The following is a 19,317-nucleotide window of genomic DNA, read 5'->3' as shown; positions in this document are numbered from 1 at the left end:
TAGCAGGTTTGCAGGAATTGATGAAGCAATTCAATCGCCTCTTCCTTTCGGCCATTTGAAGCCGCATGATAAAACACATCCTGTTCTGCCCGAACCGTGAGAGGTGAGATGAGCGACGATCCCTATTCCGTCCTTGGTGTCGCGAAGGACGCCGAGGCTGCCGAGATCAAGAAAGCCTATCGGCGCATTGCCAAGGAATGCCACCCGGACCTGAAGCCCGGGGATGCCAAGGCCGAGGCAAAGTTCAAGGCCGCCGCAGCTGCCTATGATCTGTTGAAAGACCCCGAAACACGCGCGCGGTATGACAATGGCGAGATTGACGCCTCGGGTCAGGAACGCCCGCAACAGCAGTACTACCGCGACTATGCCGAGGCCGCCGGGAACCCATATCGTGGACGACAGGCCGACCCCGACGATATGTCCGACATCTTCTCCGAATTCATGCGCGGTCGGGGTGGCTTTGGCGGGCAGCGCACGCAGGAGTTTCATGCCCCGGGGCACAATCTGAACTATTCGCTCCAGATCAGCTTTCTGGACGCGGTGTTCGGCGCCAGCCAAAAGCTGACATTGCCGGATGGCGACCGGATCGAAGTCAAGATTCCGGCAGGTATCACCGATGGACAGACCATCCGGCTGCGCGGCAAAGGCGCTCCGGGCTACGGCGAGGGTCCCCCGGGCGATGCTTTGGTGACCGTGTCGGTCGCGCGACATCCTGTGTTTGAACGTCAGGGCGACGACATCCATATCACACTGCCGATCACCATTGACGAAGCCATTCTTGGGGGCAAGGTCCCCGCCCCGACCATTGATGGCGGTGTGAATGTCAATGTTCCCGCGGGCACCAGCAGCGGCAAGACCCTGCGGTTGCGAGGCAAAGGTGTGAAAAAGCGCGGCTCATCCGATCGCGGGGACCAGCTGATCGAACTGACCGTCTCGATGCCCGGCACAATCGATGACGAGCTAAAGCAATTCATGGAGACATGGCGCGAAACGCACCGCTATGATCCGCGGAAAGGAATGCCATCATGACCCTGTCCGAAAAGGAATTGATCAATACCGTCGCCCGCCTGACCTCGGACCGCCTGACCGAGTATCTGGCCGCCGAGATCGTCATCCCCGAGCAGACGGACAAGGGGCTGGTGTATCACAGCATTGATGTCGCGCGCCTGGAACTGGCCTGCGAGTTGCATGAACAATACGATATGGAGGCCGATGCCCTATCGATGATGATCTCACTGATCGATCAGATGCACGGGCTGCGCGCCGAATTGCGCGAGGTTCTGAACGCGGTTGACGCCCAGCCTGACCCGGTGCGTCAGCAAATGATCGAGCTTATCGGAACAGCACGCCTCCGGCGCAGATAGCACAAGGGCCAGAGACGTTTTTGTTTGTCACTCTCCGACTCGATAGTCTTCGGGGACGTAGAACGTATAGTCGCGATCGGCCACTTGCTCGTGACAGTCGTGGCAATAGGCCACGGCACCGGCCCGCGCGCCCAAGGTGTCGCCATAAAGTGAGCCATCTGGCAAGACCATGATATAGCGCCAATCCGCCGTGTCCGGGCTTGCCCCCGCAGCCAGCTTTTGCATCACGAACATGGCACCGGGATGGATCTTGCCTTCATCTGTGACGGTCATGCTGTCCTTGGCCAGAACCGACCCCATGGGCAGAACCTCACCGTCTTGCAGCGACCCGTAATTGTGCGCCATGCGGTTGGCATAGCTATTCACAAAACGTTGCCCATGGGTGGCCGAGATGTATGGCGCATCGTTGAACAACGGCCAGCTTTGATAGTTCAAAAGGATGTCCAACTGCGCCGCAGCATAGCCACGCGCCATGCGCCGCGACATCGAACGATAGAAGCCGCTCGCCTCATCCTTGCTGAGCTCGGCCGGATTCTCGATTGCCAGGTGAGCCTTGGGGTCTTCTGCAAGGGCAGCTGTGCCAAACGGAAATAGCATCAGAAGCGCCGCCACCCTGAACTTGCAATCGACTTGGAACCATTCAATCATCTTGGGGCTCACGTGAAAACTCAGTTTGCCTGTAGGCCGCGTGTCAGAATGAAAATTAGAATAGCGGCTAAAAAAGAACCTGCCAGTACCACACCTGCAATCTTACCACTTTTTGCGCCATGGCAAGTATGAGAAATGGGAACAAGCACCTACAAACATACCAAATTTTGAATGCGGAATCAGCAGCGAAAACATTAAGATTTTCGCTGCAACTCCTGGCAGACAGGTTGTGTCAGGTGTTCAACCCGGCCTCGGCCGCGATCTGTTTGCGCGACTTGCGGGCACGCTCAGTCGCTGACTTCAACTGTCCACAGGCGGCCATGATGTCTTCACCCCGCGTCTTGCGAATAGGGGACGCGTAGCCAGCCTGATAAATAATGTTGGCAAAAGCCCGGATACGGTTGTTGGAACTGCGCTTGTAAGGCGCACCCGGCCATTCGTTGAACGGGATCAGGTTGATCTTGGCCGGTATGTTATGGCGCTTGATATGCTCGATCAGTCGGTGCGCGTCCTGATCGCTGTCATTCACGCCGTCCAGCATCACATACTCGAACGTAATCCGTTCAGAATTCGAGGCGTTTGGATAGCTGGCCAGCGCCTGCAACAGCTCTTCTATGTTCCAGCGCTTGTTGATCGGGACCAACACGTCGCGGGTTTCATCCGTGGTTGCGTGGAACGAGATGGCAAGCAGGCAGCCAATCTCTTCAGCTGTGCGCGCGATCTCGGGCACCACGCCGGACGTGGACAGGGTGATACGGCGACGCGACAGGGAAATCCCCTCGGGATCCATGGCGATCTTCATTGCGTCACGAACGTTTTCAAAATTGTAGAGCGGCTCGCCCATGCCCATCAGAACGATGTTCGACAACAGGCGGGTTTCGTCCTTGGGCGCGCCCGGCGTGGGCCATTCCTCAAGATCGTCGCGGGCCATCATCACCTGCCCGACGATCTCCGCCGCTGTCAGGTTGCGCACCAGTTTCTGCGTGCCGGTATGGCAGAAGGAACAGGTCAACGTACACCCCACCTGAGACGAGATGCACAGCGTGCCGCGATCTTCTTCGGGGATATAGACGACTTCGACCTCATGCCCGCCCGCAATGCGGCACAGATATTTGCGAGTACCGTCCTCGGAAACCTGACGCGTCACGACTTCGGGGATTTCGATCACAAAACTCTCGGCCAGCTGGGCGCGATAGGCTTTGGCGAGGTTGGTCATCGCCGAAAAGTCGCGCACACCCCATTGATAGATCCACTGCCAGATCTGGCCTGTCCGCATCTTCGCCTGCTTTTCAGGCGTGCCATGTTCGATTAATGTGGCCCGCAACTGATCGCGGGTCAGACCGACAAGGTTCACCTTCCCCTCGGGCAGTTTCCGGGGAATGGTCATGACATCTTGAGTGATCGGCGCTTTGGGCGACATGGCGGCTATCTCAACGTATTCTGGCTTGGAATGCGCCTCTATATAGGATCGCGCACAAAGATCAAAAGAATTCGTTCGGTCTAATTCGCAAAGCGCAGCAATTCGTCCACACGTGCCCGGCCCAGATCGACACGGCAGGATGTGATGGCAATACCGGTTCCCGATCCACCACCGAACGAGGCACCCACGGCCTCACACTGCGTATCGCGGTAAAGAGCCCAGGCATTTTGCGATGCCTGCAATGCGGGCTGAGCAACAGGGCGTCCGGTCAGGTCATCCAGGTTTTTCGCGGATTGCAGAGCGAACCCAAAACTTTCCTCAAGAGCGAGATCTACCCGTTTTTCCATGTCCCCGACGCAGGACCCAATTTCGACCTGTGACCCCGCATCTGAACACTCCAATGCTGGATCGGCCAGAACAGGCGAGGACACAAGCAACAAAAACAAGAAAGGGCGCATTATCTTTTCCTGCAAGGTTTCCATGTACCCACTGTATAACACGGGTCTCAGGCAGCCCCAAAAAATGCAGGTAGGTCGCAAGGGCCATACCCTTGCGACCGGGTGTTCTTGCCCAGTGGCTTACATCAAACGCCTGAAGGCAGGATGTTACAATCTGTGGCGTCCAGAGTTTTGACCGGATCGTTCGGGCCGCACTCCTCACCGCTCACAGGGTAGGTTTCAGGTTCTTTTTCACATGCACTTAACAGAACCGCGGCCGCCATCATCAAAACGGCAAGGGATTTATTCAGCATTACCAAGTTCCTTCCTTTCTTTTGAACTGTTTAGTTCAGAAAGTTCATGATGTACCTTGACATGGATCAACCCGAAAGTCTGACGCTGCGTAAATCAAAAGCAGGTTTCACCCGCAGGATAACTCCGCCGAATGTCAGGCTACATGTGCTCGGGATCTGAAATCAGTTCGTGCAGCGATTCTCGGCGTCTTCGATCGCTGCGGTGAACCCCAGCAACGAAAATGTATCCTTGGTTTGCGTACCGCGTTCCGACCGCGCGGTCAGCACCGCTTCGGTGCCGCGCTTCATGGCCGTCACGATCTTGGCGTCGTCCGCTTCGGATGGGGCCCAGGCCCATTCGCCTTCGGTGAACAATTCAAACTCGGTGCCGTCCACATTCAAGTTCACGGTGGATCCTGCGGCAAACGGGTAGCCGCCGGTAAAGGTCAGCTGGCCTTTGACCTCGGCATTGGGGCGATAGAAAACAAATAGCAGGATATCGCTGCGGCGGACCGATACCACCCGACCGCCACGGGTGTTCACGGTTTCCTTGGGGGCCGAAACGCTCCAACATTCGGTGGGATCATCTTCGACAAAAACGCTCCAATCCGTTTTCGCCGCAACGCGATTGGTGCTTGCCCCTTGCTGAGCGATTGCACTTGTGGCCATCCCTGCCACACATAGGGCCGCGATCACGCGAACGAGCTTTGATCCCATTTGTCCAGCCTCCTAGCTCGACCTTCTACCTCATACCCATCAGAACGGCTTGCGAACCCTGCCGGTTCGTCTTTGGAAACGTTGCGCATTCCGATGATTGCCGACATACACACACTAACGCAGGTTTCGCCACAGGCGAAAGAGCGATTGGCAGAATTTTGCGCATAAATCCGGAGGTCCAGATGACGCAGCCCATTCCGATGACAGAACTGTGGCGCGGCCCCTTGCTGGAAAGCCTTCATCTGGGCCATGCGGTTGTTTGCGACGATACCGGGCAGATCGTGAAAAGCTGGGGCAACCCAAACGCCGTGATCTATCCGCGGTCTTCCGCCAAGATGATCCAGGCGCTTCCTTTGATAACCTCGGGGGCGGCGGCGAAATATGGACTGAATTCGCAACATCTGGCGCTGGCCTGCGCGTCGCATGACGGCGCGGCCATTCACACAGACCGCGTCACGGCCTGGCTGGACCATCTGGGTATGGTCGAGCACGATCTGCGCTGCGGCCCGCAAGAGCCCGCAGACAAGGCTGCGCGCGACCGGTTGATTCTGGCAGACGACACGCCCTGTCAGATCCACAACAATTGTTCAGGCAAGCATTGCGGGTTTTTGACCCTGGCTCAGCATATGGGTGCCGGTCCAGAATACCTTGAGATCGACCATCCCGTACAGCAAGCCTGCCTGTCGGCGATCGAAGAGACCACAGGTGAAACCAGCCCCGGCTACGGGATTGACGGGTGCTCGGCACCGAACTTTGCAACCACGCTGGTAGGGTTGGCGCGGTCGATGGCATGGTTCGCCTCTGGAGGTGACCGCTCCGACCGATCCAGCGATGCCGCATGGCAATTGACAGCTGCCATGATCAAACACCCCGAGTTGGTTGCAGGTGAAACCCGTGCCTGTACGGAATTGATGCGTGCAATGAACGGGCGCGCCGCAATCAAGACGGGTGCCGAGGCCGTTTACGTCGCCATCATTCCCGAAAAACGCCTGGGCGTGGCGCTAAAGATCACCGATGGCACCACCCGCGCCAGCGAATGCGCCATTGCGGCCATATTGGTGAACCTCGGCGTGCTTGAGGCCGAACACGCGGCCACCCGCAAGTTCATGAACGCCACGCAATACAGCCGCCGTGGACTGGAATGCGGGGTGATCAGACCCGCGCCGGGCTTTCCCGGCTAGCCCCGCTACATCTCGATTTCGTGCACCTCGGCCACCTCGACCGAACCCGTGCCGTTGACAACCATAGGGCAGCCCTTGGCCATTTCAGTTGCGGCATCAATGCTGTTGGCCTTGATCACCGTAAAACCCGAGGCCGGGTTGGCGCCACCATTATCGGCAACGCCGGTACTGCTGACGGTGTACGACTGGCCCACGGGGTTACCGGGAATGTCCAGCGCATCGCCCATGTCCTGAAACCATGCGCCCCACGCGGCCATGGTGGCCTCGATTTCGGCAGGGTCGGTCGGGGTATGGCCGCCGTGATAGACGAACAAATATTGGGGCATATCGCTCCTCCTTGATGAAATCCTATTTGCACCGCGCTTCAAGTTTACGCAGCGAAGATGTCCAACCAATGTTGTGGTTCTCGGCGGCCTCGGCGTCGGCCAGTTCCCGGTGGTCCAGAACCAGACGCGCGCCGGTGACTGTCGCAACCACGGAAAACGTCACATGGCTTTCCCGCCCGCGTTGATCCTGATCATCGTGCCAGGCCCATGTGAACCCGACTGAATTTGGTGGATCGACATGGGTGATTTGACCCGAGACCTTGTATTGCTGTCCTTCCCCATTCTCCATCACTGAAAACCACGGACCGGTGCGTGTGAAATCCAGATTGTGCTGTGGTACATGCATTCCCTCGGGTCCCCACCACTGCAACAGCTTTGGGCCATCGGTAAGCCACGCAAACAGGGTCTCGGGGGGGACGGGAAACTCCCGTTCGAGTTTCAGGTCGGCCATGACGTTTCCCTTTCCAATATGTCACTCAAACGATCCAGACTGCTGTCCCAGAACCGCCGTTTCGAGATCGTCCACTCGGCAATAGCGCGCAGCCCCTCGGCGCGGATGGAATACATGCGCCGGGTGCCCTGAACCCGCTGCTGCACCAGACCGGCCTCGCGCAACACCTTCAGATGGCGCGAGATCGCAGCGCCGGACATGCCTTTGCCTTCGATCAACTCTCCGGCAGGCAGTTCGCCGACGTCCATGAGCTGTTCGACAATCAAAAAGCGCGTGCTGTCCGACAAGGCGGAAAAGGTTCTCAGTAGATCAGGCATGATTCTTATTTAACACATCCGTTAAATTAAAGAAAGCACTCTACTTATGGATGAACTCTGTCGTGCCACATCGCAATCAAATGAAAGACGGGTGCACAGGCCAAAAAAGATATGCTAATATGTTCGCACTTTAAGCTGTTTATGAGTTCATTGAGGAGGTTTGAGATGCACAAAGCGTCGGGATCATTGTTTTTTCTTGGAATGTTAGCCGTCGCCGGGTGTACGACACCCTGGTCTCAAACCGAAGTCGCCGACCCGCCTGAGACAGCAGCCCAACCCGCTGCAGCGTCAGCGCCCGCGCAGGCTTCTGCACCTGCGACCACAACCGAAACCCCCTCGCCAGCCGAGACAACGCCAAACGCGTATGACCGCGATGGTGGTGGTGAAGGCGGCGGTGGAGGCGGCGGCGGATCCGGAGGTGGCGGCGGCGGAAGCTGGGGTTGAGCCAGAAAGGACGACACATGCCTTGGCTTGGGCTGAACACGGGTGTGCGCCAAGTTCTGGCTGCAGCGTCCCTTCTTGCCCTTTCCGCAAGCTGTCTTGCTGCACAAGCTCTGTCGACAACTGGTGAGGCGACAGGCACGGCCAATCGGATTGCCATTGTCATCGGCAATCAGGACTATGCCAATGTCGGTGATCTGATCAACGCCAGGAAAGACGCTGAAGACATCGCGGACATGCTGCGCAGTTTCAATTTCCGCGTCTATGACGGCTATGATCTCAGCAAACGCGAGTTTGAAGAATTGATCCGCACGGCAGTCCTGAACATTCCGGATTCCGCGGATGTGCTGTTCTACTATGCAGGCCACGGCATTCAGATCGGGCGGCGGAACTATCTGCTGCCCGTGGACGCAAAATTCGAAAGCATCTATGATGTACCCTTGGCCACAATGACGCTGGATCGCGTGATCGACACCCTGTCCGCGCGCAGTGCTGCCCATGTTGCGATATTGGATTCGTGCCGGGACAATCCGTTTCAGGATCTCAGGCTGGCCGCCGATCTTGATGCAAACCTGTTCGAAACCCGCGAGGGGTTCGACGTGTTCAAAACGCCTTTGAATTCTCTTGTGGCCTATTCGACCTCGCCGGGCGCGGTGGCCAGCGATGGAGAGATCGGTCAGAACAGCCCCTATACCGCGGCCGTACTGGAGACCGCCCAATCCTCGCCGTTCCAGAATATTCAGCAACTGTTTCCGGTCATTCGCGAGAGAGTTCACACCAAAACCGCCGGACAGCAGATCCCTTGGGAAAGTTCTACTTTGGTGCGCCCGTTTTTTTTGGCGCAGCAAGAGGTTGAGATCGAACAGGAAGACTTGCAGGAAAGCGCACCTCAATCAATTGCGCTCAGCTACCAGTTCGACAAAACTGTACCATTGTCGCAAAGTCTGGCCCAGGCCTTGGGTCGGGACATTGTCGATGTGCGCGTGACCGAAACAGCCGACCGGGGCGTTGTCAGCGCAAGTGACAGATCGCTTGTCTACACACCAGAGATTACAGACACACGCGCAGTCGATCTGGCCAAAACGAACTTTGCCGACACATTCGCAGTTGAGGTTGTCACCGCAGATCAAACCAGACAGACCGTCGAAGTCTCTCTTGAGCTTGGAATGAACGTGTGTGATCTCGAAGCGGGTGACGCGCTGGACCTCAACGGCGTTGGCGTGTTCCGCCTGCCAAACGAGTTGGATATCACCAAGGGCCTGGCCGCATGCTCGCAAGCGGTTGAAGACTATCCCGGGAACGCAAGATTCCAGTATCAACTGGGGCGTCTGCAGCAAGCCGCAGGGAACGTGGCCGGAGCCTATGACAACATTTCCGCGGCCGTCGACGGCGGGCATATCCGCGCCAAGTATGCCTTGGCGACCCTGCTGCAAACCGACAGGATAGACCGGGCGGTCACAAAGACACCGTATGATCCCGAAAAGGCTCGCGATTTGTTGGAACTCGCCACTGCCGAGCAAGACCCCTATGCCATGCACAGCCTGGGCAAACAGCTACTGCGCGAGGGCCAAACGGTCGAAGACAAAAAACGCGGGTTCGAGTTGCTGGAACGCTCGGTTGAGCTTGGGCATACCTTTTCGATGAACGAATTGGGTCTGTATTTTTTGCGAGAAAACTCAGATCACTATATCCCCGAGCGTGGCATGCGTTATCTGCGCGCCTCCGAATTGCGTCAGGATATCTATGGGTATGACAATCTGGCCTATGTCTCTTTGAATGGGCTGGGCGGTAACCCGGTCGATTTCGCTAAGGCGGAATCCTACTTCCTTGCTGCTGCCGAGGGTGGGCACCCCACCGCACCCGCCAGTATCGCCCGCATGATCCTGCGAGACCAGTTGCCGGGGCGAACCCGCTCGGAAGCCCTGAAATGGTATGACACGTCGCTGGAACGCGGAGACGCGTGGGGCGGTGCAAACGGCGCATACATTATCCTGGATGGTCAGGTGCCCGGAAAAGGCCCGGCCGACGCCGCGCTGCGCGCCGCAAAAGCAGCGTTGCTGCCCAACGAGGAACCCGCAGCACAGGCGCAGTCACAGTTGGATGCGCGGTCGCGTGCTGATCTGGATCGGGCGTTGCAATTGGCCCTGAACGAATTGGGTGAAAATGTCAGCGTCGACGGCCAGGTCGGCCCGGCAACATTGGCCGCGCTGGAGAATATCAGCGCAAAATTCGGCGTTCCTGTCCCCTATGCCGCCGCCAATGACCCCAAGGCGCGCCTGTTGCTGGCCGCGCGCGTGTATTGGGCGCAGAACCCGGTGCGCTTTGACTTGTTCTAGGCCACTTCAGATCTGGAAATCTGATTTTCTGTAACCCTGGATGTAAAGCAGTGCTGTCAGGTCTGCGTGATTGATCCGCACATCACATTCTGCGGCAACCGATGGTTTTGCGTGCAAGGCAACCCCGGCTCCGGCCCGCCCCAACATGCCCAGATCATTGGCCCCATCGCCCACCGCGATCACATCATCCTCGGACAGGCCAAGCTTTGCGGTAATGCGCTCCAGCGCCTCGACCTTGGCTTGCCGCCCCAGGATTGGGCGCTTCACATCGCCGGTCAACTGACCGTTTTCGACCAGCAGTGTGTTGGCGCGGTTCTCGTCGAAGCCCAACAACTCGGCCACGCGCGCCGTAAAGGCCGTGAACCCGCCCGACACCAAAGCTGCGTAGCCGCCACCCGCCCGCATGGTTGCAACCAGTTCGCGCCCGCCAGGCATGAGGGTGATCCGCGTATTCAGAACCTGAGCAATCACCGCCTCATCCAATCCTTTCAAAAGACCGACACGCTCGATCAAAGCCCCTTCGAAATCCAGTTCGCCATTCATGGCGCGCGCCGTAATGTCCTTGACCCGTTCACCTACACCGGCCTCATCGGCAAGCTCGTCGATGCACTCCTGTTGGATCATGGTGCTATCCATATCTGCCAGCAGCATTTTCTTGCGGCGGAGTTTGGCAGATTGCACGACCAGATCGATGCGCATGTCCTGCAAATCCTCCCAGACATCCCAGCGATTGTCCGGCATCTCGGTCAGTGTGAACTCGGCCGCTTCACCTTGGCTCAACCACGTGATCTCTCCTCCGCCCCAGGCGTTGCGCAGCGCCTCAACGACCGGGATCTCCAGAGACGGTGCGGTGGGGTTGGTCAGCAAAGTTGCAACGTACATGTCAGGTCTCCGGCCATTTGCACTGCGCATATCGCAGGTGCAGCATTTTCACCAGAGTTCGATTGGAGGCAACGCCGAATTATCCGGGAATCGGGGCTTTACGACCTTGGGAAACCAAGCCAGATTCAGGTTACGCGATGCAGAAAGGACTAAGGAATGGCCAACCCGCTTTATGATCGCTTGTTCGGCATTCACGCGGGTCGGAAAACGCCGTTTCTGCACTTGCCTGATGGGCGTATCATCACCCATTCCGAGTTTCTGGACATTGCCGCCCGGATCGCAAATGCCCTGACCGGATTTGAGCTGGAACCGGGCGACCGGGTGGCTGTTCAGGTCGAGAAATCGCCCGAAATGCTGGCACTCTATGCGGCGTGCGCGCAAGCAGGGTTGATCTTTCTGCCCCTGAATACCGCGTACAAATCCGCCGAACTGGCTTATTTCATCGAAAACAGCGGTGCCGCGCTGGTGGTCTGCGATGCGTCCAACAAAGACGCGCTGGATCCAATTGCACAGGCTCAGAACGCAAGGTTGGAGACATTGAACGCCGATGGCTCGGGCAGTCTGATGCGGCGGGCATTGGGGATGTTGCCCGCCTTCGAGCCGGTTAAACGGACCGGGGACGACCTGGCCGCCTTCCTGTACACCTCTGGTACAACAGGACGCTCGAAGGGTGCGATGCTGACGCAATCCAACCTGTTGTCAAATGCACAAACGCTGGTGCAGGAATGGCGCTTTACCAAGGACGATGTGCTGCTGCACGCCCTGCCGATCTTTCACACCCATGGTCTGTTTGTGGCAACAAACGTGATCCTCGCCTCGGGCGGATCGATGATCTTTTTGCCCAAATTTGATCTGGACAACATGCTGCGCCTGATGCCCCGGGCGACATCCATGATGGGGGTTCCAACCTTCTATACCCGCTTGCTGGGTGATGCCCGTTTCACCCGCGATCTGGCGCACCACATGCGGCTGTTCATCTCTGGCTCGGCGCCTCTGCTGGCCGAAACCCATGAACGGTTCGAAACCCGCACCGGTCACCGCATCCTGGAACGCTACGGCATGACCGAAACCAATATGAACACCTCAAACCCTTATGACGGCGAACGCCGCGCGGGAACGGTCGGGTTCCCTTTGCCGGATGTCGAATTGAAAGTGACAGACCCGGAAAGCGGTGAAACCCTGCCACAGGGCGAGATCGGCATGATCGAGGTGCGTGGCCCCAACGTGTTCAGCGGTTACTGGCAGATGCCCGAAAAAACCGCCGCTGAGCTGCGCGAAGATGGGTTCTTCGTCACCGGCGATCTGGGTCGTGTGGATGAGGACGGCTATGTTCACATCGTAGGTCGCGGCAAGGACCTGATCATCTCGGGCGGCTTCAACATCTACCCCAAAGAGATCGAGCTGCTTCTGGACGACCAGCCCGGCGTGCTGGAAAGCGCCGTGATCGGCGTGCCGCATCCGGATTTCGGAGAGACCGTGCTGGCAATAGTAGTGCCTGCACCAGACCAGACGCCAGACCTTGAGGCGATCATGGCTTTGGTCCAAACCGACCTCGCCCGCTTCAAACATCCGCGAGAATTGATCCTGCTGGACGAATTGCCCCGCAACACGATGGGCAAGGTCCAGAAAAACCAGCTGCGTGAACGCTACAAGGACAGGTTCACTCGGTCGTGAGAGCAACGCGGCCCGCAACGGTCAACTGCCAGCACTGCCTGCCCTCGAACACGGCAACACTGGCCGGGTGTCCATATCCGGCGCCCGTATCCAGGTTGATGCGATTGCCGTAATGCGTGGCATGATCCACCGGCGTATGGCCGTGAACGATCAGCTTCGGATGGGCATCGCAATGGCTGTGAAAGGTCTTTCGTATCCAGACCAGATCGTTTTCCTGTTGCTCGTTCAATGCAATACCCGGTCGAATGCCCGCATGAACAAACGCCAGATCAGCCGTCTGATACAGTGCTACAAGATCGCGTAGAAACGCGATATGCGACCGGGGAACCGCAGCCTTGGCCATCGCATGCAGATCTGCGAGTCGAATTTGGCCTTCGAATTCAACGCCATAGCTGCGCAGCGTTTCCATCCCGCCCAACCGATCATGCAGCCAGTGATACCCGACCAGCAGATGCGGATCATGCCGTGGGGTGTCTTCCATGAACCACGCGAACATCCGGTCGTGATTGCCCAGCAGCGTGATCCAGTCCCTGCCCCCATCGCGGCCATGGATCATGCGATCAATCACTCCGGCGCTGTCGGGGCCACGATCCACATAGTCGCCCAGAAACACAACACGCGCGTCCGTCCCGCCATCCTGTGCGATCAGAGCAAGAACCCGGTCGAATTCGGCGACTTGCCCGTGCAAATCACCAACGGCGTAGATCGGGGATGTCATGCCAAGTCCTTTGTGGTTGGATTGCCTGTGTTGTGCCGCAAAGTGCCTTTGCACAAAAGAAAAAGCCCGCGCCATACGCGGCACGGGCGGAAGATGTCTCAGAAACTCAACACTCGTTACGCGACATCGAACTCCAGCGGTTTGATCTGGGTGAATAGGCCCGTCTCGGCCAGCTTGGCGCGGGCCTCAGCCGGAACCGGCTCATCCACGTAGAGAAGCGCGATCGCCTCACCCCCTGCCGCAGACCGGCCAAGGGTAAAGTTGGCGATGTTCACATCATTTTCGCCCATGGTTTGGCCCAGCGCACCGATAATGCCCGGCACGTCTTCGTTGGTGGTATAGAGCATGTGCGCACCGATCTCGGCATCGATATTGATACCCTTGATCTGGATGAAGCGTGGCTTGCCGTCGCTGAACACCGTGCCCCCGATGGAACGCTCACGCTTTTCGGTCACGACGGTTACCTTGATGTAGCCTTCGAAGGCACCGGATTTGTCCTGGTTGGTGGTCGAGATTTGAATACCACGCTCTTTCGCCACAACCGGGGCCGAGACCATGTTCACCTCGGGATTGAACTTTTTCATGATCCCCGCTACGACCGAGCAATTGAGTGCCGCCAGGTTCATCTCGGCCGCGACACCGTCATAAAGGATGTTGATTGCCTTGATCGGCTCGTCCGTCATTTGGCCGATGAAGCTGCCCAGGTGCCCTGCCAGCTTGATCCAGGGGCCCATGACCTTGGCCTCTTCGGCGGTGACGCTGGGCATGTTCAGCGCGTTTTCCACCGCGCCGGTCAGCAAGTAGTTCGAGATCTGCTCGGCCACCTGCAGCGCGACGTTTTCCTGCGCTTCGGTCGTGGCGGCACCCAGATGCGGCGTGCAGACCACGTTGGGCAGGTTGAACAGCGCGTTTTCCTTGGCGGGTTCTTCGCTGAACACGTCAAAGGCCGCACCGGCAACGTGACCGGAGAGCAGCGCCTCGGCCAGCGCGTCTTCGTCGACCAGACCACCGCGCGCGCAGTTGATGATCCGCACGCCCTTCTTGGTTTTCGTCAGGTTTTCTCGGCTCAGGATGTTGCGCGTCTGATCCGTCAGCGGAACGTGCAGAGTGATAAAGTCAGCGCGGGCCAGCAGCTCGTCCAATTCGACTTTTTCCACACCCATCTGCGCGGCTTTCTCTTCGCCAAGATAGGGATCATAGGCCACAACCTTCATCTTCAGGCCAAGCGCGCGCTCACACACGATCCCGCCGATATTGCCCGCCCCGATCACGCCGAGGGTCTTGTTGGTCAGCTCGATCCCCATGAACTTGGACTTTTCCCACTTACCCGCATGGGTCGAGGTGCTGGCCTCGGGGATCTGCCGCGCCACGGCGAACATCATCGCAATCGCATGTTCGGCGGTGGTGATCATGTTGCCAAAGGGCGTGTTCATGACGATCACACCTTTTTTCGACGCAGCCTCTTTGTCGATATTGTCGGTGCCAATTCCGGCGCGGCCGATGACTTTCAGCTTGTCCGCCTTTTCAAGAATGGTTGGCGTCACTTTGGTGGCCGAACGAATGGCAAGGCCATCATACTGACCGATCACCTCGGCCAATTTGTCTTTGTCCTTGCCCAGATCGGGCATGAAATCCACGTCGATGCCACGATCGCGGAAGATCTGTACGGCGGTTTCGCTGAGCTTGTCGGAAACGAGTACTTTGGGGGCCATATTGGTGGTCCTTTGAAGAGTTCTGGGGGGGGTGGCGGGCTAAAGCCCGCCCTACAATTCGATTGTGTAGGCCGGGCTTCAGCCCGGCGCTGGGATATCAGGCAGCCTCAGACTGCACCGCGATCTCGGCCTCAAAGGCCCATGCCAGCCAAGGCAACATCGCCTCGATATCCGAGGTTTCGACCGTGCCGCCGCACCAAATGCGCAGACCCGCAGGCGCGTCACGATAGGCGCCGATATCCAGCGCGATGTTCTCGGCCTCAAGACGTTTGGCCACAGCTTTGGCAAAGGCAGCGCCGTCCTGAATGCGGGCGTCGGTAAATTTCAGACAAACCGAGGTGTTCGACTGCGTCGCCGGGTCGTCGGCCAGATTGGCGATCCAGTCATTCTGGTCGCAAAACGCATACACCGCACCGGCATTGGCGTCCGCGCGATCAATCAGCCCTTGCAGCCCACCAACCGAGCGCGCCCAGTCCAGAGCGAACAGATAGTCCTCAACCGCCAGCATCGAGGGCGTATTGATCGTGGCACCGGTAAAGATACCGTCGATCAGCTTGCCACCCTTGGTCAGGCGGAAAATCTTCGGCAGGGGCCATGCGGGGGTGTAGCTTTCCAGCCGTTCCACTGCGCGAGGGGACAGGATCAGCATGCCATGCGCGGCCTCGCCACCCAGAACCTTCTGCCAGCTGAAGGTGGTCACATCCAGCTTGTCCCAAGGCAGGTCCATCGCAAACGCCGCCGAGGTCGCATCGCAGATCGTCAGACCCCGACGGTCATTGGCGATCCAGTCACCGTTCGGTACCCGCACGCCCGAGGTTGTGCCGTTCCAGGTAAAGACGACATCATTGGCGAAATCGACTGAAGCCAGATCCACGATCTGACCATAGTCGGCGGTTTTTACCTCGGCCTCGATCTTCAGCTGCTTGATCACATCCGTGACCCAACCGGCACCAAAGCTTTCCCAGGCCAGCATCTCGACCTTGCGTTCACCCAGCAGCGACCACAGGGCCATCTCAACCGCGCCGGTGTCCGAGGCGGGAACGATGCCGATCTTGTAGTCCGCCGGTATACCCAGCAGCTCGCGCGTGCCTTCGATGGCCGCTTTCAGCTTGTCCTTGCCAACGGCAGCCCGGTGCGAACGGCCAAGCGCCGCGTCAGCCAGTTTGGTCAGATCAAATGTGGGGGGTTTGGCGCAGGGGCCCGAAGAAAAACGCGGATTCGCCGGCCGCGTGACCGGTTGTTCAATAGTCATGTGTATTACCCTTCCAGATACACGCCCCTCGTTGGGGAGGGGTGTCCCACGGACGGGGTTATGGGGTCTTTGCAGATGCAGCAAGCGAAAAAGACGCTTTGAGCACGGAAAACGACGCCTCAAAAGGGCGCAGATGGGAACACAGGTTTCCGATCAGCGAAAAACCCGGCCAATTTCTTGGCAGGGCTTTGTTTTGTGTTATTCGGCTGCTTCCATGTAGTCTTCCATGGGTGGGCACGTGCAGACGAGGTTTCGGTCACCGTATGCGTTGTCGACGCGGTTGACGGGGGACCAGTATTTGTCGACGCCCATCGAGCCCGGAGGGAAGCAGGCCTGTTCGCGGGTGTAGGGGCGGTCCCAGTCGCCGACCAGATCGCGCACAGTGTGGGGGGCGTTTTTCAGCGGGTTGTTCTCCGCGTCGATTGTGCCGTCGATGATGTCCTGCGCTTCAGAGCGGATGGACAGCATGGCGTCGCAGAAGCGGTCCAGCTCGTCCTTGGGCTCGGATTCGGTGGGTTCCACCATCAGGGTGCCGGCCACCGGCCAGGACATGGTCGGCGCGTGGAAACCGCTGTCGACCAGACGTTTGGCCACGTCGTCGACGGTGACATGCGCCTCGGCATCCAGCGGGCGCGTGTCGAGGATGCATTCATGCGCCACCCGGCCTGTTTCCGAGGTGTAGAGGATCGGATAAGCATCCTGCAGACGTGCCGCGATGTAGTTGGCGTTCAGGATCGCCACTTTCGTCGCCTGCGTCAGACCCGCGCCACCCATCAGCAGCACATAAGCCCATGACACCGGCAGGATCGAGGGCGAGCCAAAGGGCGCTGCCGAGACCGGACCGACGGCGGTGCCGTATTCGGGATGGCCCGGCAGATGCTCGGTCAGATGCGCCTTGACACCGATCGGACCCATGCCGGGGCCGCCGCCGCCATGCGGGATGCAGAAGGTCTTGTGCAGGTTCAGGTGGCTGACATCGCCGCCGATCTTGCCCGGCTGGGCCAGACCGACCATGGCGTTCATGTTGGCCCCGTCGATATAGACCTGACCGCCATGGTCATGGGTGATCTGGCAGACCTCCTGCACGGTTTCCTCGAACACGCCATGGGTCGAGGGGTAGGTGATCATGCAGGCGGCCAGATGATCGGAATACTTTTCCGCCTTGGCGCGGAAATCGTTCAGATCGATGTTGCCCTTGTCATCCGCCTGCACCGGCACCACCTGCCAGCCCACCATCTGGGCCGAGGCCGGGTTGGTGCCATGCGCCGAAGTGGGGATCAGGCAGACATTCCGCTGCCCTTCCCCACGGGCAAAGTGATAGTTGCGGATGGTCAGAAGCCCCGCATATTCGCCCTGCGCGCCCGAGTTGGGCTGTTGGGAGATCGCGTCATAGCCGGTGATCTGGCACAGCTTGTCGTTCAGATCGGCAATCATCTCGTGATAACCCTGCGCCTGATCTTCCGGCACAAACGGGTGCAGATTGCCGAACTCGGGCCAGGTGACCGGGATCATCTCGATCGTGGCGTTCAGCTTCATGGTGCAGGACCCCAGCGGGATCATCGCCCGGTCCAGCGCCAGGTCGCGGTCGGCCAGACGGCGCATATAGCGGGTGATCTCGGCCTCGGCCCGGTTCTTGTGGAAAATCGGATGGGTCAGATAGGCGCTTTCGCGCAGCGCGTAATCCGGCAGGCGGTATTGCTTGTTCGAGCTGTCATCCTTGCGGTCGATGCCAAAGGCCCCCCAGACCGCCTCGATGGTCTCAGGCCGGGTCTGTTCGTCGAGGCTGATGCCCACTTTCGTGTCACCCACCTTGCGCAGGTTGACGCCGCGCGCCACGGCGGCCTCCATCACCGTCTTTTGCAGAGGACCGACCTCAACCGTGATGGTGTCGAAGAACACCTCTGGTTCCACGGCAAAGCCAGCCTCTTCCAAACCGGCGGCCAAGCGCGAGGTTTTGCGGTGTACCGATTGCGCGATGGCTTTGATGCCATCGGGGCCGTGATAAACGGCATACATCGAGGCAATGACGGCCAAAAGCGCCTGTGCGGTGCAGACATTCGAGTTGGCTTTTTCGCGGCGGATATGCTGTTCACGGGTCTGCAGCGACAGGCGATAGGCCTTGTTGCCGCGGCTGTCGATGCTGACACCGATGATCCGGCCCGGCATCGAGCGTTTCAGCTTGTCGGTGGTCGCCATGTAAGCCGCGTGCGGGCCGCCATAGCCCATCGGCACGCCAAAGCGCTGGGTCGAGCCGATGGCGATATCCGCGCCCATCTCGCCCGGGGATTTCAGCAGCGCCAGCGACAGGATGTCGGCAGCGACAATGGCGATGGCTTTATGTTCATGCAGCGCTGCAATCTCGGCGGTGAAGTCGCGCACATGACCATGGGTGCCGGGGTACTGGAAGATCGCGCCAAAGACCGCGCCTGCATCCAGCGTGTCAGGGTCGGCCACCTGTACGTCGATGCCCAGAGGCTCGGCGCGGGTTTTGATGACCGCGATGGTCTGCGGGTGGCAGTTCTTGTCGACAAAGAAGGCCGCGTTATTGGCCTTGGAGCGGCCACCGCGTTTGGCCATGGCCATCGCTTCGGCGGCTGCTGTGGCTTCGTCCAGCAGCGAGGCGTTGGCCACGTCCAGACCGGTCAGGTCGCTGACCATGGTCTGGAAGTTCAACAGCGCCTCAAGCCGGCCCTGGCTGATCTCGGGCTGATACGGCGTGTAGGCCGTGTACCAGGCTGGGTTTTCCAGAATGTTGCGCAGGATCGGCGCCGGCGTGGTGGTGCCGTAATAGCCCTGACCAATCAGCGAGGTCAGAACCTTGTTCTTGCTGGCCACCTCTTTCATGTGAAAGAGCGCATCGCGCTCGGTCATCGCCGGACCCCAGTCCAGCGCCTCTTTCTGCCGGATCGCAGGCGGGACGGTGGCGTCAATCAGTTGGTCCAGCGTCTTGAAGCCGATCACCTTGAGCATGTCGCGCATCTCGGTCGGGCTGGGCCCGATATGGCGGCGGTTGGCGAAGTCATAGGCTTCGTAATCGGTCAGTTTGAAGGCCATAGGTCATGCTCCTCAAGGAATGTCTCGCCCGGCCGCTCTGGCAGGAGCCTCCGGCGGGGATATTTTTAGCCAGATGAAGGGGCGGATCCTCGAA

19 protein-coding genes are annotated in these 19,317 nt (G+C 58.8%); 6 read left to right on the top strand and 13 right to left on the bottom strand.

All coding sequences use genetic code 11. From position 1 onward, the window contains the following. Nucleotides 1-108: 108 nt before the first annotated feature. Complete coding sequence (locus ACR0L4_RS17270) at nucleotides 109-1,029, top strand: DnaJ C-terminal domain-containing protein (RefSeq protein ID WP_480514347.1); 921 nt, start codon at nucleotides 109-111, stop codon at nucleotides 1,027-1,029. Next, entirely contained in the window at nucleotides 1,026-1,364 is a 339-nt protein-coding gene (locus ACR0L4_RS17265; protein WP_480514346.1) for a hypothetical protein, read from the top strand. The genes ACR0L4_RS17270 and ACR0L4_RS17265 overlap by 4 nt, the downstream gene beginning before the upstream one ends. Before the next feature lie 27 nt (nucleotides 1,365-1,391). Here the strand turns inward: ACR0L4_RS17265 and ACR0L4_RS17260 are convergent, their stop codons facing one another. The 5 genes from ACR0L4_RS17260 to ACR0L4_RS17240 form a co-directional block, all read right to left on the bottom strand. After that, nucleotides 1,392-2,012 (bottom strand): cytochrome P460 family protein, encoded by a 621-nt coding sequence (locus tag ACR0L4_RS17260; RefSeq protein ID WP_480514345.1) that lies wholly within the window; start codon nucleotides 2,010-2,012, stop codon nucleotides 1,392-1,394. Nucleotides 2,013-2,244: 232 nt separating this feature from the next. Next, nucleotides 2,245-3,432, bottom strand: coding sequence for a dual-specificity RNA methyltransferase RlmN (gene rlmN / locus ACR0L4_RS17255; protein ID WP_480514344.1), 1,188 nt, complete (start codon nucleotides 3,430-3,432; stop codon nucleotides 2,245-2,247). A gap of 80 nt (nucleotides 3,433-3,512) precedes the next feature. Continuing rightward, nucleotides 3,513-3,890: a lysozyme inhibitor LprI family protein gene (locus tag ACR0L4_RS17250; RefSeq protein ID WP_170751515.1), complete on the bottom strand. Its 378-nt coding sequence runs from the start codon at nucleotides 3,888-3,890 to the stop codon at nucleotides 3,513-3,515. 125 nt (nucleotides 3,891-4,015) lie between these two features. Continuing rightward, nucleotides 4,016-4,183 carry a hypothetical protein gene (locus ACR0L4_RS17245; RefSeq protein ID WP_480514343.1) on the bottom strand — a complete coding sequence of 56 codons (168 nt, stop codon included), beginning with the start codon at nucleotides 4,181-4,183 and terminating at the stop codon, nucleotides 4,016-4,018. A 162-nt stretch (nucleotides 4,184-4,345) separates the two neighbouring features. Further along, on the bottom strand, nucleotides 4,346-4,879 hold the full coding sequence (locus tag ACR0L4_RS17240) for an invasion associated locus B family protein (RefSeq protein ID WP_170751511.1): 534 nt from the start codon (nucleotides 4,877-4,879) through the stop codon (nucleotides 4,346-4,348). Between the two features lie 182 nt (nucleotides 4,880-5,061). Between ACR0L4_RS17240 and ACR0L4_RS17235 the strand changes: the two genes are divergently transcribed. Beyond that, nucleotides 5,062-6,060 (top strand): asparaginase, encoded by a 999-nt coding sequence (locus ACR0L4_RS17235; protein WP_480514342.1) that lies wholly within the window; start codon nucleotides 5,062-5,064, stop codon nucleotides 6,058-6,060. A gap of 5 nt (nucleotides 6,061-6,065) precedes the next feature. On the opposite strand, the gene ACR0L4_RS17230 is transcribed toward ACR0L4_RS17235, so the two are convergent. The 3 genes from ACR0L4_RS17230 to ACR0L4_RS17220 are packed head-to-tail and all read right to left on the bottom strand — an operon-like array spanning nucleotide 6,066 to nucleotide 7,154. Then, nucleotides 6,066-6,386, bottom strand: coding sequence for a YciI family protein (locus ACR0L4_RS17230; protein ID WP_170751507.1), 321 nt, complete (start codon nucleotides 6,384-6,386; stop codon nucleotides 6,066-6,068). A gap of 22 nt (nucleotides 6,387-6,408) precedes the next feature. Continuing rightward, the gene (locus ACR0L4_RS17225) at nucleotides 6,409-6,837 is read right to left on the bottom strand and encodes an SRPBCC family protein (protein ID WP_480514341.1); all 429 of its coding nucleotides are present in this window, start codon (nucleotides 6,835-6,837) and stop codon (nucleotides 6,409-6,411) included. After that, complete coding sequence (locus ACR0L4_RS17220; protein ID WP_480514340.1) at nucleotides 6,825-7,154, bottom strand: ArsR/SmtB family transcription factor; 330 nt, start codon at nucleotides 7,152-7,154, stop codon at nucleotides 6,825-6,827. The genes ACR0L4_RS17225 and ACR0L4_RS17220 overlap by 13 nt, the downstream gene beginning before the upstream one ends. 165 nt (nucleotides 7,155-7,319) lie before the next feature. On the opposite strand from ACR0L4_RS17220, the gene ACR0L4_RS17215 reads away from it, so the two are divergent. Beyond that, nucleotides 7,320-7,598, top strand: coding sequence for a hypothetical protein (locus ACR0L4_RS17215; protein ID WP_480514339.1), 279 nt, complete (start codon nucleotides 7,320-7,322; stop codon nucleotides 7,596-7,598). Next, the gene (locus tag ACR0L4_RS17210) at nucleotides 7,595-9,931 is read left to right on the top strand and encodes a caspase family protein (RefSeq protein WP_480514338.1); all 2,337 of its coding nucleotides are present in this window, start codon (nucleotides 7,595-7,597) and stop codon (nucleotides 9,929-9,931) included. The genes ACR0L4_RS17215 and ACR0L4_RS17210 overlap by 4 nt, the downstream gene beginning before the upstream one ends. A 6-nt stretch (nucleotides 9,932-9,937) precedes the next feature. Here ACR0L4_RS17210 and serB read toward each other — a convergent pair whose 3' ends face one another. Beyond that, nucleotides 9,938-10,813, bottom strand: coding sequence for a phosphoserine phosphatase SerB (serB, locus tag ACR0L4_RS17205; RefSeq protein WP_480514337.1), 876 nt, complete (start codon nucleotides 10,811-10,813; stop codon nucleotides 9,938-9,940). Nucleotides 10,814-10,969: 156 nt separating this feature from the next. Between serB and ACR0L4_RS17200 the strand changes: the two genes are divergently transcribed. After that, nucleotides 10,970-12,487, top strand: a complete 1,518-nt coding sequence (locus ACR0L4_RS17200) for a malonate--CoA ligase (protein WP_480514336.1) — start codon at nucleotides 10,970-10,972, stop codon at nucleotides 12,485-12,487. On the opposite strand, the gene ACR0L4_RS17195 is transcribed toward ACR0L4_RS17200, so the two are convergent. The 4 genes from ACR0L4_RS17195 to gcvP all read right to left on the bottom strand — a co-directional run bounded on the left by ACR0L4_RS17195 (nucleotide 12,474) and on the right by gcvP (nucleotide 19,223). Next, complete coding sequence (locus tag ACR0L4_RS17195) at nucleotides 12,474-13,205, bottom strand: metallophosphoesterase family protein (RefSeq protein ID WP_480514335.1); 732 nt, start codon at nucleotides 13,203-13,205, stop codon at nucleotides 12,474-12,476. The two genes, ACR0L4_RS17200 and ACR0L4_RS17195, sit on opposite strands and share 14 nt — an antisense overlap. 116 nt (nucleotides 13,206-13,321) lie before the next feature. Beyond that, nucleotides 13,322-14,917 (bottom strand): phosphoglycerate dehydrogenase, encoded by a 1,596-nt coding sequence (serA, locus tag ACR0L4_RS17190; RefSeq protein ID WP_480514334.1) that lies wholly within the window; start codon nucleotides 14,915-14,917, stop codon nucleotides 13,322-13,324. Between the two features lie 97 nt (nucleotides 14,918-15,014). Then, nucleotides 15,015-16,169: a phosphoserine transaminase gene (locus ACR0L4_RS17185; protein ID WP_480514333.1), complete on the bottom strand. Its 1,155-nt coding sequence runs from the start codon at nucleotides 16,167-16,169 to the stop codon at nucleotides 15,015-15,017. 198 nt (nucleotides 16,170-16,367) lie between these two features. Next, nucleotides 16,368-19,223 carry an aminomethyl-transferring glycine dehydrogenase gene (gene gcvP, locus ACR0L4_RS17180; RefSeq protein WP_480514332.1) on the bottom strand — a complete coding sequence of 952 codons (2,856 nt, stop codon included), beginning with the start codon at nucleotides 19,221-19,223 and terminating at the stop codon, nucleotides 16,368-16,370. Nucleotides 19,224-19,317 lie beyond the last annotated feature (94 nt).

The organism is Ruegeria sp. AB5, assembly GCF_056542645.1.
Note: the sequence above shows the minus strand (reverse complement) of the source record. Positions and strands in the feature narration are given on the sequence as shown.